Source organism: Acidihalobacter yilgarnensis (genome assembly GCF_001753245.1).
Taxonomy (GTDB): Bacteria; Pseudomonadota; Gammaproteobacteria; order DSM-5130; family Acidihalobacteraceae; genus Acidihalobacter; species Acidihalobacter yilgarnensis.
In genome coordinates, this window is sequence record NZ_CP017415.1 from 1,020,308 (window position 1) to 1,038,105 (window position 17,798).

Below are 17,798 nucleotides of genomic sequence, written 5' to 3' on the forward strand. Positions count from 1 at the left end.
ACGGCCCCGCGGTGCGGGGCCGTAGGTCATTCGCCGCCCGGCGGTACCGCCGGGCCGGGCGTCACTTGTGCACGGGCATCTGAAATTCGCTGCCGGTCGCTTGCGAAGGCCAGCGTGCGGTCACGGTCTTGAGCCGGGTATAGAAGCGTACCCCGTCCGGCCCATGCATATGCAGGTCGCCGAACAGCGATTGTTTCCAGCCGCCGAAGCTGTGAAAGGCCATCGGGACCGGGATCGGCACATTGATACCGACCATGCCGGCCTGTACGGCGTGCGAGAAGCGTCGCGCCGTGCCGCCGTCGCGAGTGAAGATGGCGGTGCCGTTGCCGAAGGCGTGTTCGTTGACCAGGCGAATGCCGGTATCGAAGTCCGGTACACGCACTACTATCAGTACCGGCCCGAATATCTCTTCTTGGTAGATGCGCATCTCGGAGGTGACGTGGTCGAACAGGCAACCGCCGAGGAAGAAGCCGTCCTCGTGACCAGGTACCGAGCAGCTGCGGCCGTCTACTACCAGTGTGGCGCCTTCCTTGATGCCGAGATCGACGTAGGACTTCACGCGTTCGAGGTGTTCGCGGGTGACCAGGGGCCCCATCTCCACGCCCTCGGCATCGCCGGGGCCGATCTTGAGCGCGCGGGCGCGCTCGGTCAGTCGCCCGACCAAGGCATCGGCGATACCGCCCACCGCGACCGCCACCGAAATCGCCATGCAGCGCTCGCCGGCAGAGCCGTAGGCTGATCCGATCAGGGCGTCGACGGTCTGGTCGAGGTCGGCGTCCGGCATTACCAGCATATGATTCTTGGCGCCGCCAAGGGCTTGCACGCGCTTGCCGTGGGCGCTGCCGGTTTCGTAGATATAGCGCGCGATCGGGGTGGAACCGACGAAGCTGACGGCACCGATGCGCGGGTCGGTGAGCAGGGTGTCTACCGCGACCTTGTCGCCGTTGACCACCGAGAAAACGCCGTCGGGTAGACCGGCTTCGGTGAGCAGTTCTGCCAGCCGCAGCGGGCAACTGGGGTCTTTTTCCGAGGGCTTGAGGATGAAGGCATTGCCGGCTGCCAGCGCCACCGGAAACATCCACATTGGCACCATTGCCGGGAAATTGAAGGGCGTGATGCCGGCGACGACGCCGAGCGGTTGGCGCAGCGACCAACTGTCGACGCCGGTGCCCACGTCTTCGCTCATCTCGCCCTTGAGCAGCTGCGGGATGCCGCAGGCGAACTCGACAACCTCGATGCCACGGGTCAGCTCGCCGAGGGCGTCGGGCACGGTCTTGCCATGTTCGCGCGAGATCAGCCGGGCGATTTCGTCGGCATGCTGTTCCAGCAAGGCCTTGAAGCGGAACATCACGCGTGCGCGGCGTAGCGGTGTGGTGGCGGCCCAGCCCGGTGCGGCGTCGGCGGCGCGCGCGATGGCGCGCTCGGTCTCGGCGGCGTCGGCGAGGGCAACGCGGGCCTGCACGTGGCCGGTCGCCGGGTTGCAGACATCGGCGTGTCGCCCGCTGGTGCCGACTGTGCGACGGCCGTCGAGATAATGGCCGAGCAGCGCGACTTCGGCGCTCGTGGCGGGTGTTTCGTTCATGTCAGCCTCTTCGATCGGTGAATGGTCCGGTCTGTGCCGGATCCGTTGTCTGTGTACTAGGCCGCGAGGGCGTCCGACGCGGGGCGGTAAGCATAGCCCAGGTCGCGCGCCACGGCGGGGTGGGTGACAGCGCCTCGATGCACGTTCAGTCCGGCACGCAGGTGCGGGTCGTCGTGCAAGGCCTGGCGGTAGCCCTTGTCGGCGAGCGCCAGCACATAGGGCAGGGTGGCGTTGGTCAGCGCGAAGGTCGCGGTGCGCGCCACGCCGCCAGGCATGTTGGCGACGCAGTAGTGGACCACGCCGTCGACCACGTAGATTGGTTCCTGATGGGTGGTCGGCCGGCTGGTCTCGAAGCAGCCGCCCTGATCGATGGCGACGTCGACCACCACGGCACCGGGGCGCATGCGCGAAAGCATCGCTCGGGTGACCAGCTTGGGTGCGGCAGCGCCGGGAATCAGCACCGCGCCGATGACGAGATCGGCCGCGAACACCGTGGCTTCGAGCGTGTCGGTAGTGGAGTAGAGCGTCTTCAGGTGCGGGCCGTATTGCGCATCCAGGGCCTTGAGGCGGTCGAGGTCGCGGTCGAGCACGGTGACGTCGGCACCGAGGCCGAGGGCCATGCGTGCGGCATTCACGCCGACCACGCCGCCGCCAATGATGGCGACGTTCGCCGGCGTCACGCCGGGCACGCCGCCGAGCAGCACACCGCGCCCGCCTTGAGCCTTCTCCAGGGCATGCGCGCCGGCCTGCACGGCCATGCGCCCGGCCACTTCGCTCATGGGTGCGAGCAGCGGCAGCCCGCCGTGGGCGTCGGTGACGGTTTCGTAGGCGATGGCGATGGCATCCGAGTCCACCAGCAAGCGCGTCTGTTCAGGGTCGGGGGCGAGGTGCAGGTAGGTGAATAGGATTTGTCCTGGGCGCAGCAAGGCGCATTCGTTCGGCTGCGGTTCCTTGACCTTGACCACCATCTCGGCCTTGCCGAACACGGTTTCGGCGCTTTCGACGAGCTGCGCGCCGGCCGCTTCGTAGGCAGTGTCGTCCAGGCCCACACCGGCACCGGCGCCGCGTTCAACGAGTACCCGGTGTCCGCGCGTGGTGAGCTCGCGCACCCCAGTGGGCGTCAGGCCGACGCGGTATTCGTGATTTTTGATCTCTTTGGGCAGTCCGATGATCATTTTGCTTCTCCTCTTGCTGTGCCGCCGTTCAGGCGGTTTCGCGTATGGCTTCGGCAACGATGTCGATCAGTTCCCCGATCTGCGTTGGATTGATGATCAGCGGTGGCGACAGGGCGATGATGTCGCCGGTGTAACGAACCAGGGCGCCTTGTTCGAAGCAGCGGCGGTGTATCTCGAAGCCGCGCTTGCCCGGCTCACCGGGGCGTGGCGCCAGCTCGATGCCGGCCACCAGGCCGATGTTGCGTACATCGATGACGTTGGGTAAATCACGGAGTCCATGCACGGCTTCCTCCAGGTGCGGAGCGAGTGCGGCGCCGCGCGTGAGCAGGCCTTCCTCGGCGTAGATGTCCAGAGTGGCCAGCGCTGCCGCGGCGGCAACGGGGTGTCCCGAGTAAGTGTAGCCGTGGGCCAGCTCGATGAACTGTTCGGGGCCCTGCATGAAGGCTTCGTAGATATGTGGGCGGACGAACACTGCACCCATCGGGATGTTGCCGTTGGTCAGCCCCTTGGCGGTGGTCATGATGTCCGGCAGCACGTCGAAGTAGTCGGCGGCGAAAGGTGTGCCGAGGCGGCCGAAGCCGGTGATGACCTCATCGAAGATCAGCAGGATGCCGTGACGGTCGCAGATCTCGCGTAGACGCTTGAGATACCCCTTGGGCGGCAGCACCACGCCGGCTGAACCGGCGACCGGTTCGACGATGACGGCAGCGATGGTCGAAGCGTCGTGCAGGCCGACCAGGCGCTCCAGTGCTTCGGCAAGCTCCGCACCGCCCTCGGCGGGCAGGCCGCGCGTGAAGGCGTTGGCCGTGATGTTCAGGGTGTGCGGCAGATGATCCACGCCGGGGAGCAAGGTGCCGAACTGTTTGCGGTTGCCGACGATGCCGCCGACCGAGGCGCCGCCGAAGTTGACGCCGTGGTAGCCCTTCTCGCGTCCGATCAAGCGTTGCCGGCTGCCCTCACCGCGCGCGCGGTGGTAACCGATGGCGATCTTGAGCGCGGTATCCACCGATTCGGAACCCGAGTTGGTGAAGAAGGCGTAGTTCAGATCGCCCGGCGTGATCTCGACGAGACGGTTGGCCAGCTCGAAGGGCAGGGGATGTCCCATGTTGAAGGTCGGCGCGAAATCCAGCTCGGAGAGCTGGCGTTGCACGGCCTCGACGATACGGCGGCGGCCGTGACCGGCATTCACGCACCACAGTCCGGCCTGGCCGTCGAGTATCTGGCGGCCGTCGGCAGTGGTGTAATGCACGCCTTCGGCGGCGACCAGGAGGCGTGGGTCGTCCTTGAATTGGCGGTTGGCGGTGAAGGGCATCCAGAACGCCTCGCGCTGCTGACGATCCTGGGCGATGGACTGATGGCGATCAGACGGGCTCATGCCGCAATTCCTCGGGTGGGGTCGGTGTTCGTGAATTCTAAGGCATGTTAAATAAAATAAACAACGCTGCCGCTATTGGCTCAAAAATGCCATTCTCTGTTAGCATTGCGTTTATTATTTTGTTTGTTTGGACGAGGAGTGTCGGCATGGAGGTAGGTGCCCGCCTGCGCGCACTGCGCGAGCTTTACGGCCTTTCCCAACGCGAGCTGGCCAAGCGAGCGGGCGTGACCAACGGCATGATCTCGCAGATCGAGCAGGACCGCGTGAGTCCATCCATCGGCTCCCTCAAGAAGATTCTCGACGGCCTGGCCATCTCGATCGCGGATTTCTTCACCCAGGACTTCGGCGGGCCGGTGCAGGTATTTTTCGAACGCGCCGCGATGCCGGACCTAGGTAATGGACCGGTGAACCTGTTTCTGGTGGCCGCCGCCCGCAAGAACCGACAGATGTCGATGTTGCGCGAGGTCTACGCACCGGGTGCGGATACCGGAGAAGATATGCTCCAGCACGAAGGCGAAGAGGCCGGCGTGGTGGTGCGTGGCCGCATGGAGATCACCGTGGGCAGTGAGACGCGGGTGCTTGAGCCTGGCGACGCCTATTATTTTGAGAGTCGCATTCCGCATCGATTCCGAAATCCCGGCATCGAGGAGGCCGAGATCGTCAGCGCCAATAGCCCGCCGACCTTTTGAACCGGCGCCGACCGCCGTCCGGCGGGGCGTCATTGCGTATCTTCGAAGGAGTACATCATGAGCAGCAAGCACACGCATGCCGAGTGGCGCGCCAAGGCGGCGGCGCTGACAATCGAGGGTAGGGCCTTCGTTGATGGGCGCTACGTTGACGCCGCGTCGGGCAAAACCTTCGACTGCATCGACCCGGCCACCGGCGCGGTGCTTGCGCGTATCGCCGAGTGCGACGCCGAGGACGCAGAGCGTGCGGTTGTCGCCGCACGTCGCGCCTTCGAGTCCGGCGCCTGGTCACGGATGGCGCCGCGCGAGCGCAAGACGGTGCTGATTCGCTTCGCGCAGCTGATCGAGGATCATGCCGAGGAACTGGCGCTGCTCGAATCCCTAGACGCCGGGAAACCCATTGGCGACACCACTGTCATCGACATCCCCGCAGCGGCGCGCTGCGTGCGCTTCAATGGCGAGGCCGTGGACAAGCTTTACGACGAGGTCGCACCGACCCCGGACGACGCCCTCGGCCTGATCACGCGCGAGCCGGTCGGCGTGGTCGCCGCCATTGTGCCCTGGAACTTTCCCATCTTGATGGCCTCATGGAAGTTCGGTCCCGCGCTCGCCGCCGGCAACTCGGTGATCCTCAAGCCCTCGGAGAAGGCGCCGCTGACCGCCATTCGGGTTGCCGTGCTGGCGCAGGAGGCGGGCATCCCGGACGGCGTGTTCAACGTGTTGCCCGGTTTCGGTGGCACGGTGGGCAAGGCGCTCGCCCTGCACATGGACGTGGACTGCGTGGCCTTCACCGGCTCGACTGCCGTCGGCAAGCAGATCATGCAGTACGCCGGCCAGTCGAATCTCAAGCGTGCGTGGATGGAGTGCGGCGGCAAGACCCCGCACATCGTCTTTGCCGACTGCCCGGACATCGATGCCGCCGCGCGCGCCGCCGCCTTCGGTATCTTCTATAACCAGGGCGAGATGTGCACCGCCGGCTCGCGCCTGCTGGTCGAAGCTTCTATTAAGGACGCCTTCCTGGAGAAGGTGATCGCCGCCGGTGAGGCCATGCAGCCAGGCGACCCGCTCGATCCGGCCACGCGCATGGGCGCCATCGTCGACGACATCCAGCTTGACCGCGTGATGGGCTACATCGAGGCTGGGCGTGCGGGTGGCGCGACCCTGCGCCTGGGCGGCGAGCGCGTGCTCACCGAGAGCGGTGGCTATTTCATCGCGCCGACCATCTTCGACAACGTCACCAACGACATGAAGATCGCCCGCGAGGAAATCTTCGGTCCGGTGCTCTCGACCATTACCTTCGAGAACGAGGATGAGGCCCTGCACATCGCCAATGACTCACCCTACGGACTGGCCGCCGCAGTATGGACCTCCAACCTCAGCCGCGGCCACCGCGTGGCCCGCCGTCTGCGTGCCGGCAGCGTGTGGGTCAACTGCTTCGACGAAGGTGACATGACCGTGCCCTTCGGCGGCTACAAACAGTCCGGCAACGGCCGCGACAAGTCGCTGCACGCGATCGACAAATATGTCGAGCTCAAGGCGACCTGGATCGATCTGACCCGCTGAGTTCGCACGCCGCCCCCACCCCTTGGGCGCTGGGGGCGGCTGACGGATAATGCCGTACATCGCACCTCTTTTAAGGAACCGACATGCGAACCGTAACCGTGGCGGCCACTCAGATGGCCTGCAGCGAAGACCGTGAGGCCAACATCGATCGTGCCGAAGGCCTGATCCGCGAGGCCGCAGGCAGGGGCGCGCAGATCGTGCTCATCCAGGAGTTGTTCGAGGGGCCTTATTTCTGTAAGGAGCAGCTGCCAGCGCATTTCTTACTGGCACAGCCGTTCGCGGACAACCCCATGATCGCGCGCATGAGCGCGCTTGCCGCCGAACTGGGCGTGGTGTTGCCGCTGTCCTTCTTCGAACGCGCCGGCAATGCCTTCTTCAACTCGCTGGCCATGGTCGACGCGGATGGAAGCGTGCTCGGCTTCTACCGCAAGTCGCATATCCCTGACGGCCCCGGCTACCAGGAGAAGTTCTATTTTTCGCCGGGAGACACTGGCTTCAAAGTCTGGCAGACGCACCACGGCGCGCTCGGCGTCGGTATCTGCTGGGATCAATGGTTCCCCGAGGCCGCGCGTAGCATGGCCCTGATGGGCGCTGAAATCCTACTCTATCCCACCGCCATCGGTTCGGAACCCGAAGAACCCGAACTCGACTCGCGCGACCATTGGCAGCGCGTGATGCAGGGCCATGCCGGCGCGAACATCCTGCCGCTGGTTGCCTCCAACCGCATCGGCGTCGAGCACGGCCGAAGCTGTGAACTGACTTTCTACGGTTCCTCATTCATCACCGATCACCTCGGCGCGAAGGTCGCCGAGGCCGGTCGCTCCGACCAAACCATTCTTACCGCCAGCTTCGACCTCGACGCCATCGGCGAGGCCCGACGCGCCTGGGGCGTGTTCCGCGATCGGCGGCCGGAGCTGTATGGGGCGCTGAGCGGCTACGACGGGAGCGGAGAGACTCGCTAATCATCCGCAAGGAGGTATCTCCTTTTTGCGCGAGCATGGGGCCCGCGTGTGATCCTGTTTTTCGTGCCGGCAGGTTGTTGTCGAACGCGTGTCGCTTATCGTCTTACAGATGAAATGGGAATCGCGGCGAGCGCCACGGTGGAGTTGATAAATAACGTGTTCCACCTTCGTTATTCATGGTTGCTCGACAGTGGCGGCCGATGTCACACACGGATAGCTCCGCGCATCGTTTGAGAGTGGGGCGGGAAATTAGCAAGGAACATTTTTTTGCATCAGCTCGGAAGATATGAGGCAGAGGGATGTTCCTCACAAGCCAGTTCTGGCGCGCGGAATAATCGATTCGGGAGATCCGGATCAGATTCTCACCTGAAATCGTGGGTAATCTCTGTTATGGCCGTTGCCTGAAGTGAGGTATAGATACCATCTTGGCCTGTCGTTGTAGTTCACTATTCGATTCCGGCGGGTGATGTGTTTTTTCTGTTGCGGATTGCCGAGCTTAATGATGCAGAAAATGGGGCGAGTGGCATCCGCCATGATGTCGTTGAGATGATGAATCGCACGGGGGATGTCCAAAAATCAATGTATGTCTGTCACTCATTGAGATGTTTAGTCGGGATTCTTTACACGAGAATGTCATAAAAGCTCGTATTCGCTCGTCTGTGTTTGATATCGTCATCTGCGGCGCAATATTAAAATTATTGTTATTAGCCAATAAAAATCAATGTGATAAGGTTATCGCAGATGTTGTGGGGCGGTCTGGGTGATGTGTCTAGTCATTTGCTAGCACGATTATTGCTTTCTTGATAAAAAGACTAAAATTTAACGAGAGCGATATGATGTCCAGACAGGCTATGACTTGCGCGATTGACGCTACGAAACTACCTGACTGGCCTTGTGTTGAGGGTGAGCAGGCCGATGATGCGTGCTGTGAGCATGAGGTCTCGCTTTTCTGTGCGCAGTCCGCCCATGTTCGATGTGCATCCTTTTCCGTGAGGTTTTCGAATTTTTTTAAAGGACTCTTCAATTTTCTCGGGCCGCGCCGGCGCAAGCCATTTAATCCACAACCTCGATCCGAACGTAGATTCTCGATGCCTAAATTTTGCACATTTGCGATTTCCGCAAGTGCAATACGTTGGATGTGATAGGGCTACGCTAAAATTCTCACGTCCCGATTCTCGGGATTCTGGTTTTTGAGAGAATTCGGTTGTTAGGAGCAGACGGAGAATTATTTGACGGAAGTGTGTGGGCATGGTTTTTTGCTGGAGTACCAGGCGGGGTACCCGCAGGAGAAAAAACAAGATGTCTGGTTTTATGCCGGGGTGCATTGCCCATGCATTGAGAATGCTGCTGGGCCCCATGATTTCCGGCAAACATCTTTAGAAAACCGTCAAAATAACCTATCGACATGATGGTACGTCACATCACAATTGTATTGTGACCACGTCCACCATCTGTCTATCGATTTATTCTCTCCTTGTTCTCTTCATGACGCCGAGTAAACGCGTGAGCGGCTATGGCTATGGATGATTAGGGCAGCGCATCCCTGATGCGTGCCCAGGTCATGGCTGCGACCAGGGCCGGGGTGCGGAACCATTCTCCGCCGGGGAAGGGCATGTGTGGGATGCGGGTGAAGATGTCGAAGCGTTCCTCGCGGCCGGCGATGGCCTCGGCCATGAGTTTGCCGGCGAGGCCGGTCAGCGCGATGCCGTGGCCGGAAAAGCCTTGCGCGAAATACACGTTGTCGGCCAGTCGCCCAAAGTGCGGCGCGCGGTTGTGGGTGATGGCGACGTAGCCGCCCCAAGCGTAGTCGATGCCAACGTCGGCGAGTTCGGGGAATACCTTGATCATGCGCGCGCGGATGGAGCGGCGGATGCTCAGCGGTTCGATGCGTGAATAGGAGACGCGCCCGCCGAACAGCAGGCGATGGTCGGCTGAGAGACGGAAGTAGTCGAGCACGAAATTCATGTCGGCGACCGCGGCATTGGTGGGCAGCAGTCGGCGGGCGCGTTCTTCGCCGAGCGGTTCAGTGGCGACGATATAGGTGCCCACCGGCATGATGCGCCGCCGCAACACGGGCGCGAGGCCGTCGATATAGGCGTTGGCACCGAGGATTACGTGGCGCGCACGGATGCGGCCGCCGGGCGTGTATACGGTCGCGGTGGTGCCGTGTTCTATGCGCGTGGCGGGAGTGGATTCGAATAGCTGTGCGCCGGCCTCATGCGCGGCCTCGGCGAGGCCCAGGGTGTAATTGAGTGGGTGGATGTGGCCGCTGTGCGGGTCGTATAGGCCGCTGGTGTAGAGCGGGCTGCCGACCTGGGCCTGGAGGGCTTCGCCGCGGAGGATTTCGAGGCCGGTGTAGCCGTACACGCCTTCGAGTTCCTCGTGCCATTGTTCGAGTTCGCGTTCGTGGCGCGGCTTGAGGCCGACGTGCAGGTGCCCGGCTACGGGGTCGCAGGGGATGGCATGACGCTCGACCCGCTCGTCGAGCAGCTGGACGGCTTCGACGGACATGTCCCACAGGCGCCTGGCATCATCGGCGCCGACGATACGCCGTAATTTGCTCATGTCGCAGCCGAAGCCGGCGATCTTCTGGCCGCCGCTGCGCCCGGATGCGCCCCAGCCGACGCGCTGGGCCTCGATCATGGCCACGCGGTAGCCGCGCTCGGCAAGATGCAGGGCGGCCGAACTGCCGGTGATGCCGGCGCCGATTACACAGACGTCGACGTCGATGTCCTCCGCCAGTGCGGGATGGTGAACGTCGTAACGTTGGGTCGCGGCGTAATAGGAATCGGCGTGTGACACCTGACTCATGCGGAACTCCGTAGATGGCGTGCCTAGACGGTGTGCAGATACCAGGCGTGTTCCAGCGAGGAAATGTGGTGGCGGAATTTTGCCCGCTCGGTGTGCTTATTGGCGAGGTAGACCTTGATGAAGTCCGCGCCGAGATAGGTGGGCAGGATACGCGCCTGTTCAAGGGCGCGCAGCGCATCCAACCAGGTGATCGGGAGGCTCGGTTCGAGCTGGGCGTAGGCGTTGCCGGTAATCGGTTCACCCGGCTCGCACTGTTGCGTCAGGCCGTGATGGATGCCGGCAAGGACCAGCGTCGTCAATAAATAGGGGTTGGCGTCGGCACCGGCCACGCGGTGTTCCAGGCGGCGGGCGTGATCGGGGCCCGCGGGAATGCGCAATGCGGTGGTGCGGTTGTTGTAGGCCCAGGCCGGCGTCAGCGGGACGAAGGTTTCCTCGCGGAAGCGGCGATAGGAATTGGCGTTCGGCGCACACAAAGCCATGGATTCTGGCATGGTTTCGATCAATCCACCCAGGGCATGTCGCAGCAGAGGGCTGCCGAGCGTGCCGCCATTGCTGAAGACATTATGGCCATCGGCGTCGAGCAAGCTGACATGGATGTGGGTGCCGCTGCCGGGCAGATCAGCGTAGGGCTTGGCCATGAAGGTGGCGTACATGCCGTGACGCTGAGCGACGCTGCGCACGACGCGCTTGAGCAGTATGGCGTGGTCGCAGGCCGCGAGCGGATCGGACTGGTGCTTGAGATTGATTTCGTACTGTCCGGGGGCATATTCGGCCACGGCGGTATCGGCCGGGATGCCTTGCGCGCGGCAGGTAATGTCCACCTCGTCGAGGAAGGCGCCGTAGTCGTCCAGTTCGGTGATGCCGTAGACCTGGGTCTTGTGTTCGCGCTCGCCGCTGACTGGCGAAATTGGCGGCTGCGGCGCGCCGTCGGCACCCCGTTCACGATCGATCAGGTAGAACTCAAGCTCGACTGCGACCACTGGCGTTAGCCCCAGTTCGTCTCGAAAACGCGCCAGAACAGCTGCCAGTCGGTGACGCGGATCGGCGAAGTAGGGCTGGCCCTGTTCATCGTACATGCCAAGCAACAGCTGGCCCATTGGGCGTCGATGCCAGGGGGCGCGACATAGGCTGCCGACTACCGGGAAACAAATCTGGTCTGCGTCGCCGATCTCGAAACCCAAGCCGGTTTCCTCGGCGGTGTCGCCGGTGATGTCGGCCGCGAACACCGAGCCTGGCAAATTGACGCCGTCGGTGTAGATTTTGTTCAGCGCAGACAGCTCAATGCGCTTGCCCCGTAGAATACCGTTGACGTCTGGAACGATGAGATCGAGCGCTTCGATATCCGGGTGGGCCTGCAGAAACGCAGCGACCTCCGGGTGGGGGTGTTTCGGATCGTTCGCGGACATCGTGGGGAGCCCTGATTGTTTAATATCCTTATAGTCTTGGTCTCCTTATGGCTTGTCAAGCGAGTTGCCTCGCTGTTTGTATGGATTGCTACTGGATCGGCCGAAATCTCGCCTGACAGAACGAATAGTGGTACTGATGAGACGGATTGTGGGTGTCTTGAGAGGTGCTGGATTGTGCGCGCCATGCTTGATTGTGATCGGCTTGTTTCGTTTTGATGGCGATGATATGTTTAAAAAACTTAACAATGGTGGTTCGAATGTCTGATCGTAAACCTCTGATCGCCATCCCCGCCGATGCCCGCCTGTTGGGCCCACATGTGTTTCATGCCGCTGCGGAAAAATACCTGCGCGCCGTGACCGATGTGGTGGGCGGTTTGCCCTTTATTCTGCCGGTGATGGCGGAGCAGCTTAGCTTCGATGACGTGCTGGGACGGGTGGATGGCATTCTGCTGCCGGGTAGTCCATCGAACGTCGAGCCACATCACTATGACGGTCCGCCTAGCGCCCCGGATACGGCGCATGATCCCGCCCGCGATGCATTCACGTTGCCGCTGATTCAGGCCGCACTCGCGCGAGGCGTGCCGATCTTCGCCATTTGCCGCGGTTTGCAGGAAATGAACGTCGCCTTGGGCGGCAGTTTGCATCAACGCGTACAAGAATTGCCCGGCATGCAGGATCATCGCGAGGATACGACGCAGTCGCTGGAGGTGCAGTACGGCCCGTCGCACGAGGTGAGCATCCTCCCCGGTGGCTTGCTGGCGGATTTGCTCGGGCAACCGCGGATACTGGTCAATTCCTTGCATTGGCAGGGCGTGGATCGACTCGCGCCCGGCCTGCGCGCCGAGGCCGTCGCCGACGACGGGCTGGTTGAGGCCTTCACGGTCCCTTCGGCCCCGGGTTTCAACTTGGCGGTGCAGTGGCACCCTGAGTGGCATGCGACCGAAAATCCGGTTTCGATGGCCATGTTCATCGCGTTCGGCGATGCTTGTCGACTTCGCAGGCAGACAGGAGGGTGATGAGCATGGATCAGCAAGACATGGATTACATCAACGGCTGGTTCGCGGAACGGCGTATCACCGAGGTCGAATGTCTGGTGCCGGATATGACCGGCAACGCACGCGGCAAGATTATCCCCGCCGGCAAATTCTGCAAGGAGCTGGGCTTGCGTCTGCCGGAGCAGCTGTTCATCCAGACCGTGACGGGCGATTGGCCGGACGACGAAAACATCGTCGATCCGCGCGAAATCGACATGATCTTGAAGCCCGACACGAATACATTACGCATGGTGCCTTGGGCGGCAGATCCCACTGCGCAGGTGATTCACGACTGCTTCCTGCGCGACGGCACACCGGTCGATATTGCTCCGCGCGAGGTTCTCAAGCGCGTGCTCGCGCAATACGAGAGTCGGGGCTGGCGTCCCGTGGTCGCGCCCGAACTGGAATTCTTCCTGGTCAAGCGCAATATCGATCCCGATTACCCATTGGAGCCGCCGATCGGCCGCTCCGGGCGGCCAGAGCGAGCCCGGCAGTCTTACGGCATCGACGCGGTCAACGAATTCGATCCGCTGTTCGAAGATATTTACGATTATTGCGAGGCGCAGGAACTCGACATCGACACGCTGATTCACGAGTCGGGCGCGGCGCAGATGGAGATCAATTTCCTGCACGGCGAAGCGCTGTCGCTGGCCGATCAGGTGTTCCTGTTCAAGCGTACCGTGCGTGAAGCGGCGATGCGCCACGACATGTACGCGACCTTCATGGCCAAGCCGCTGGAGAACGAACCCGGCAGCGCCATGCACATCCATCAGAGCGTGGTCGACAGCGTCACCGGCAAAAATCTCTTCGCCGATGAAAACGGTGGCATGAGCGAATTTTTCCGCCATTACATCGGTGGCCTGCAGCGCTATTTGCCTGACGCGATGTCGTTTTTTGCCCCCAACGTCAATTCCTACCGCCGTATCGCGCGCCATGAATCCGCGCCGATCAATGCCGACTGGGGCATGGACAACCGTACCGTCGGCCTGCGTGTGCCCTTCGCGCCGGCGCACGCGATGCGTGTGGAGAACCGCGTCGCCGGTGCCGACGCCAACCCCTATTTGGCGCTGGCGGCGACGCTGGCCTGCGGTCTGCTCGGCTGCATTGAGCGCCTGGAACCGCGTGCGGAGCAGAAGGGCAGCGCGTACGAATTGCCCTTCGGTTTGCCGCGCAGCCTGGAGGAGTCGCTGCACAATCTGGATGAATGCGCCCCCTTGCAGGCATTGCTGGGCGAGCGTTTCGTGCGCGTATACGGTGCGATCAAACGCAAGGAATACGAAACCTTCTTCCGGGTGATCAGCTCCTGGGAGCGGGAGTTCCTGCTGCTCGCGGTCTGACCGGCAAGCGGGCAGGTGCGACCGATTCAATATTGACGGAGAGTCTCATGTCACACGACGCAACCGCAGCCGCGGGCACTACCGACAGTTGGCAGCAGCAGGATCGCGCGCACCACTTGCACCCCTTCACCGACTACAAGGCGCTCAACGCCAAGGGCTCGCGCATCATCACCCGTGCCGAGGGCTGCTACATCTGGGATTCGGAGGGCCACAAGCTGCTCGATGGCATGGCCGGGCTTTGGTGCGTGAACATCGGTTATGGCCGCAAGGAGCTGGCCGAGGCCGCTTATGCGCAGATGCAGGAACTGCCTTACTACAACAATTTTTTCCAGTGCTCGACGCCCCCGGCGGTGGAATTGTCCGCATTGCTCGCCGAACTGACGCCGCCGCACCTCAATCATGTTTTCTTTACCGGTTCCGGCTCGGAATCCAACGATACCGTGCTGCGCATGGTGCGTTACTACTGGAAGCTCAAGGGCAAACCCTACAAGAAAATCATCATCGCCCGCGATAATGCCTATCACGGCAGCACGGTTGCCGGTGCCAGTCTGAGCGGCATGAAGGCCATGCACGCGCAGGGCGATCTGCCGATCCCCGGTATCGTGCACATCGAGCAGCCGTATCACTTTGGCGTCGCGCCCGAGATGGACCCGGCCGAGTTCGGCCTGCGCGCGGCGCGAGCCCTGGAACGCAAGATCGACGAATTGGGCGAGTGCAACGTCGCCGCCTTCATCGCCGAGCCGATTCAGGGCGCCGGTGGCGTCATTATCCCGCCAGACAGTTACTGGCCGGAGATCAAGCGCATCTGTGCCGAGCGGGACATTCTGTTCGTGGCCGACGAGGTCATTACCGGCTTCGGTCGATTGGGTACCTGGTTCGGTTCCCAGTATTACGGCATCGAGCCCGATCTGATGTCCATTGCCAAGGGTTTATCCTCGGGCTATCAGCCCATCGGTGGCGTGATGGTGAGCGACAAGGTGGCCGAGGTCGTCATCGATCAGGGGGGCGAGTTCTTCCACGGCTACACTTATTCTGGACACCCGGTCGCCGCTGCAGTGGCCGCCGCCAATCTGCGAATCCTGCGTGACGAACGCATCATCGAGCGCGCTGGTGCGGAGGTGGGACCCTACCTGCAGAAGCGTTGGGCCGAGTTGGCAGATCACCCGCTGGTCGGCGAGACGCGTGGCGTCGGTATGCTTGCCGCGCTGGAGCTGGTGCGCGCCAAGTCGCCACGTCAGGATTTCGCGCCCGCGGGCAAAGTCGGCACTCTGTGTCGTGATATCTGTGTGGATAACGGGCTGGTGATGCGTGCGGTGCGCGATACCATGATCATCTCACCCCCATTGGTCCTGACCCTGGAACAGGTCGACGAATTGATTGAAAAGGCAGCACGTTGTCTTGATCTGACGGCTGCGCGTCTGCATGAAGTTATTTGATGCGCGATGAACGCCCTGTTTTGGTGCGCACGAGCATTTAGGCGCGCCAGTCGGGTGCTGTGTTTAGTATTAAGGACAAAGTGATCGGGGGCTGAGCAGGGGCGCGTGTATCCGTGCCTCGGAGATAAACCTGCGACAGGACGCACTGTCACCGTAACCCTGATTTTAAATAGAGGTCGTTTGGACCCGGTTTATGGGTTATGAGATCCGCTTGATGTTCGTGAACCGTGTATTTAGCTATGGAGTGTGTAATATTTTAATCAATCAATGAGGGCTGATTGGTGCAAGCTGCCATCATCTGGCACGTATCTTGGTTAGCTAAATACGGCGCTCCATCGGTCGCCCGCGTTGCGGACACGGGTGGCGGGGCGTTGATCGGCGAGCAAAGGGAGAGATAAGTGGCCACAGAGGTGAATCGGCAGACGGCCGTGGCAACGCATGTCGGTGCCGCAGCCGGCGTGGGCTTGGAGGTGGTCAGCCTCAGCAAGCGATACGATGGCCATCAGGCGCTGGCGGGCGTGGACCTCAAGATCCATCCGGGGGAATTTTTCACGCTGCTCGGCCCTTCAGGTTGCGGTAAGACCACGCTGCTGCGCTTGATCGCCGGATTGGAACGTCCGGACGGCGGTGACGTACTGATCGACGGTCAGCAGGTGACCGGCCAGGCCGCGCATGCTCGCAAGGTGAACACGGTGTTCCAATCCTATGCCTTGTTTCCGCATCTCAACGTGGCGGATAACGTCGCCTTTGGGCTGCGCATGCAGGGGATGGAAAAGGCCACACGCCAGCGCAAGGTGGCGGAAATGTTGGCCTTCATGCATATCGAGGCGTTGGCGGAACGCCGGCCGGAGCAGCTTTCGGGTGGTCAGCAGCAGCGCGTCGCGCTAGCGAGGGCGTTGGTCAACGAACCTCAGATATTGCTGCTCGATGAACCACTCTCGGCGCTGGATGCCAAGCTGCGTGCCGAGCTGCAGCTCGAACTCAAGCGTACCCAACGCCGTCTCGGCATGACCTTCATACTGGTAACGCACGATCAGGCCGAGGCCTTGACCTTGTCTGATCGCATCGCGGTGATGCGCGAGGGCCGGGTAGAACAGGTCGGCGGCGTGACCGAGCTTTACGAGCGTCCGCGCACGGCCTATGTCGCTGAATTTCTGGGACAAGCCAACAGCCTGCGCGTCAGTGCTGCTTCCGGCCATGAGGTGGATACACCCATCGGTCGCCTGCGCTTGCACGAAGCGGCGCCGGCCGGTTTGAGTCAGGTGATGGTGCGCCCGGAACGCCTGAGTCTGGACGGCATCAGTGACGAGAATTGCAATCGCTTCGAGGCGCGCGTGATCGAGCGGATTTATCTGGGGGCGGGTAGTCGCTATACGCTGGATATCAATGGCACCGCACTGATCGCGATGATTGCTCACCAGTCCTACGCGACCCATTTGCCGGAGGAGGGCGATCGTGTCCAGGTGCAGGTGCACCCGCGCGACGTGATTCCTCTGGCCGAGCGCTGACCCGCATGGCCGAGCTCCGGAGCTGTCATCGATGAATACCTCACTGCGCCGTGGCTTGCACTTGATGCTTAGCGTCGGTCCCGGCGTCACCTGGATCACGTTGTTTCTGTTCCTGCCGAGCCTTCTCATGGGGCTGCTGGCCTTCATGACCAATGGACAGTACGGCCAGCCCACGTTGCCGCTGACCGACAAGGCCTTCGTTCAGGTTGCCGGCTACAGCTTCCTCGGCTGGAGCCCAGGCAACCTGCAGGTGGTTGGGCGTTCGTTGATGCAGGCCGCTTACACCACGGTGGCGACCGTGCTCCTCGCCTATCCGCTGGCCTTTTTCATTGCCCGAGCCCAATCGCGCTACCGGCCAGTGTTGTTGCTCCTGGTGATCGTGCCTTCATGGACCAACCAGGTCGTGCGTACCTATGCCTGGATGCAGATTCTTGCGCCGGGCACCTGGCTGTCGAACCTGGCCACCACGCTGGGCCTGCTACCACAGCACATGGGGCTTTACCCCAGCAGTTTCGCGGTGTCTATGGGCTTGGTCTACAACTACCTGCCTTATATGGTCCTGCCGATCTATGCCTCGGTAGAGAAACTCGACTGGCGCCTGGTGGATGCCGTGCGCGACCTCTACGCAAGCGGCTGGCGTGTGTTTCGCCACGGTATCTTCCCGCAAACCGTGCCCGGTCTGCTCGCCGGCATCATCCTGGTCGCCATCCCCGCCTTCGGTGCCTATATCGTGCCGCAGCTGCTGGGTGGAGATCGCTCGATGCTGCTCGGCAATCTCATCGCGCAGCAGTTCAGTTCTCTGCCCAACTGGCCCTTCGGCGCAGCGCTTACCCTGGTGATGCTGGCCTTTACCTTCGGCGGCTTGTTGGTTTTCCGGCGCATGGCTCGGCGCCTTAACGCCGGCGAGGCGAATCTGTTATGAG

13 protein-coding genes are annotated in these 17,798 nt (G+C 62.1%); 8 read left to right on the forward strand and 5 right to left on the reverse strand.

The genetic code is table 11. From position 1 onward, the window contains the following. Positions 1–61 precede the first annotated feature (61 nt). Genes BI364_RS04865 through BI364_RS04875 form a run of 3 tightly spaced genes read right to left on the reverse strand, consistent with a single transcriptional unit; the run spans position 62 to position 4,132 of the window. Positions 62–1,582, reverse strand: a complete 1,521-nt coding sequence (locus BI364_RS04865) for a CoA-acylating methylmalonate-semialdehyde dehydrogenase (protein WP_070077791.1) — start codon at positions 1,580–1,582, stop codon at positions 62–64. Between the two features lie 56 nt (positions 1,583–1,638). Then, positions 1,639–2,757 carry an alanine dehydrogenase gene (gene ald, locus BI364_RS04870; protein ID WP_070077792.1) on the reverse strand — a complete coding sequence of 373 codons (1,119 nt, stop codon included), beginning with the start codon at positions 2,755–2,757 and terminating at the stop codon, positions 1,639–1,641. Between the two features lie 28 nt (positions 2,758–2,785). Next, entirely contained in the window at positions 2,786–4,132 is a 1,347-nt protein-coding gene (locus tag BI364_RS04875) for an aspartate aminotransferase family protein (protein WP_070077793.1), read from the reverse strand. A gap of 146 nt (positions 4,133–4,278) precedes the next feature. On the opposite strand from BI364_RS04875, the gene BI364_RS04880 reads away from it, so the two are divergent. The 3 genes from BI364_RS04880 to aguB all read left to right on the forward strand — a co-directional run bounded on the left by BI364_RS04880 (position 4,279) and on the right by aguB (position 7,343). Beyond that, entirely contained in the window at positions 4,279–4,821 is a 543-nt protein-coding gene (locus BI364_RS04880; protein WP_070077794.1) for a cupin domain-containing protein, read from the forward strand. A 57-nt stretch (positions 4,822–4,878) separates the two neighbouring features. Then, a complete protein-coding gene (locus BI364_RS04885; RefSeq protein WP_070077795.1) occupies positions 4,879–6,381 on the forward strand; it encodes an aldehyde dehydrogenase in 1,503 nt (500 codons plus the stop codon). An 83-nt stretch (positions 6,382–6,464) separates the two neighbouring features. After that, positions 6,465–7,343, forward strand: a complete 879-nt coding sequence (gene aguB / locus BI364_RS04890; protein ID WP_070077796.1) for an N-carbamoylputrescine amidase — start codon at positions 6,465–6,467, stop codon at positions 7,341–7,343. A 1,527-nt stretch (positions 7,344–8,870) separates the two neighbouring features. On the opposite strand, the gene BI364_RS04895 is transcribed toward aguB, so the two are convergent. Together BI364_RS04895 and BI364_RS04900 are read right to left on the reverse strand one after the other, a co-directional pair. Next, positions 8,871–10,154, reverse strand: coding sequence for an NAD(P)/FAD-dependent oxidoreductase (locus BI364_RS04895; RefSeq protein ID WP_070077797.1), 1,284 nt, complete (start codon positions 10,152–10,154; stop codon positions 8,871–8,873). Positions 10,155–10,177: 23 nt separating this feature from the next. Continuing rightward, on the reverse strand, positions 10,178–11,560 hold the full coding sequence (locus tag BI364_RS04900) for a glutamine synthetase family protein (RefSeq protein ID WP_070077798.1): 1,383 nt from the start codon (positions 11,558–11,560) through the stop codon (positions 10,178–10,180). Between the two features lie 257 nt (positions 11,561–11,817). Between BI364_RS04900 and BI364_RS04905 the strand changes: the two genes are divergently transcribed. The 5 genes from BI364_RS04905 to BI364_RS04925 all read left to right on the forward strand — a co-directional run bounded on the left by BI364_RS04905 (position 11,818) and on the right by BI364_RS04925 (position 17,797). Further along, complete coding sequence (locus BI364_RS04905; RefSeq protein ID WP_156782627.1) at positions 11,818–12,576, forward strand: gamma-glutamyl-gamma-aminobutyrate hydrolase family protein; 759 nt, start codon at positions 11,818–11,820, stop codon at positions 12,574–12,576. A 5-nt stretch (positions 12,577–12,581) separates the two neighbouring features. Then, positions 12,582–13,931 (forward strand): glutamine synthetase family protein, encoded by a 1,350-nt coding sequence (locus BI364_RS04910; protein ID WP_233279578.1) that lies wholly within the window; start codon positions 12,582–12,584, stop codon positions 13,929–13,931. A gap of 47 nt (positions 13,932–13,978) precedes the next feature. Then, the gene (locus BI364_RS04915; protein WP_070077800.1) at positions 13,979–15,367 is read left to right on the forward strand and encodes an aspartate aminotransferase family protein; all 1,389 of its coding nucleotides are present in this window, start codon (positions 13,979–13,981) and stop codon (positions 15,365–15,367) included. Positions 15,368–15,765: 398 nt separating this feature from the next. Next, positions 15,766–16,875, forward strand: a complete 1,110-nt coding sequence (locus BI364_RS04920; RefSeq protein WP_197495874.1) for an ABC transporter ATP-binding protein — start codon at positions 15,766–15,768, stop codon at positions 16,873–16,875. 31 nt (positions 16,876–16,906) lie between these two features. Further along, positions 16,907–17,797 carry an ABC transporter permease gene (locus BI364_RS04925; protein ID WP_070077801.1) on the forward strand — a complete coding sequence of 297 codons (891 nt, stop codon included), beginning with the start codon at positions 16,907–16,909 and terminating at the stop codon, positions 17,795–17,797. Position 17,798 lies beyond the last annotated feature (1 nt).

Excerpts from the sequence above, each read along its gene's own strand:
- BI364_RS04865 (WP_070077791.1), bottom strand. The coding sequence starts at position 1,582 with ATGAACGAAACACCCGCCACGAGCGCCGAAGTCGCGCTGCTCGGCCAT.
- ald (WP_070077792.1), bottom strand. The coding sequence starts at position 2,757 with ATGATCATCGGACTGCCCAAAGAGATCAAAAATCACGAATACCGCGTC.
- BI364_RS04875 (WP_070077793.1), bottom strand. The coding sequence starts at position 4,132 with ATGAGCCCGTCTGATCGCCATCAGTCCATCGCCCAGGATCGTCAGCAG.
- BI364_RS04880 (WP_070077794.1), top strand. The coding sequence starts at position 4,279 with ATGGAGGTAGGTGCCCGCCTGCGCGCACTGCGCGAGCTTTACGGCCTT.
- BI364_RS04885 (WP_070077795.1), top strand. The coding sequence starts at position 4,879 with ATGAGCAGCAAGCACACGCATGCCGAGTGGCGCGCCAAGGCGGCGGCG.
- aguB (WP_070077796.1), top strand. The coding sequence starts at position 6,465 with ATGCGAACCGTAACCGTGGCGGCCACTCAGATGGCCTGCAGCGAAGAC.
- BI364_RS04895 (WP_070077797.1), bottom strand. The coding sequence starts at position 10,154 with ATGAGTCAGGTGTCACACGCCGATTCCTATTACGCCGCGACCCAACGT.
- BI364_RS04900 (WP_070077798.1), bottom strand. The coding sequence starts at position 11,560 with ATGTCCGCGAACGATCCGAAACACCCCCACCCGGAGGTCGCTGCGTTT.
- BI364_RS04905 (WP_156782627.1), top strand. The coding sequence starts at position 11,818 with ATGTCTGATCGTAAACCTCTGATCGCCATCCCCGCCGATGCCCGCCTG.
- BI364_RS04910 (WP_233279578.1), top strand. The coding sequence starts at position 12,582 with ATGGATCAGCAAGACATGGATTACATCAACGGCTGGTTCGCGGAACGG.
- BI364_RS04915 (WP_070077800.1), top strand. The coding sequence starts at position 13,979 with ATGTCACACGACGCAACCGCAGCCGCGGGCACTACCGACAGTTGGCAG.
- BI364_RS04925 (WP_070077801.1), top strand. The coding sequence starts at position 16,907 with ATGAATACCTCACTGCGCCGTGGCTTGCACTTGATGCTTAGCGTCGGT.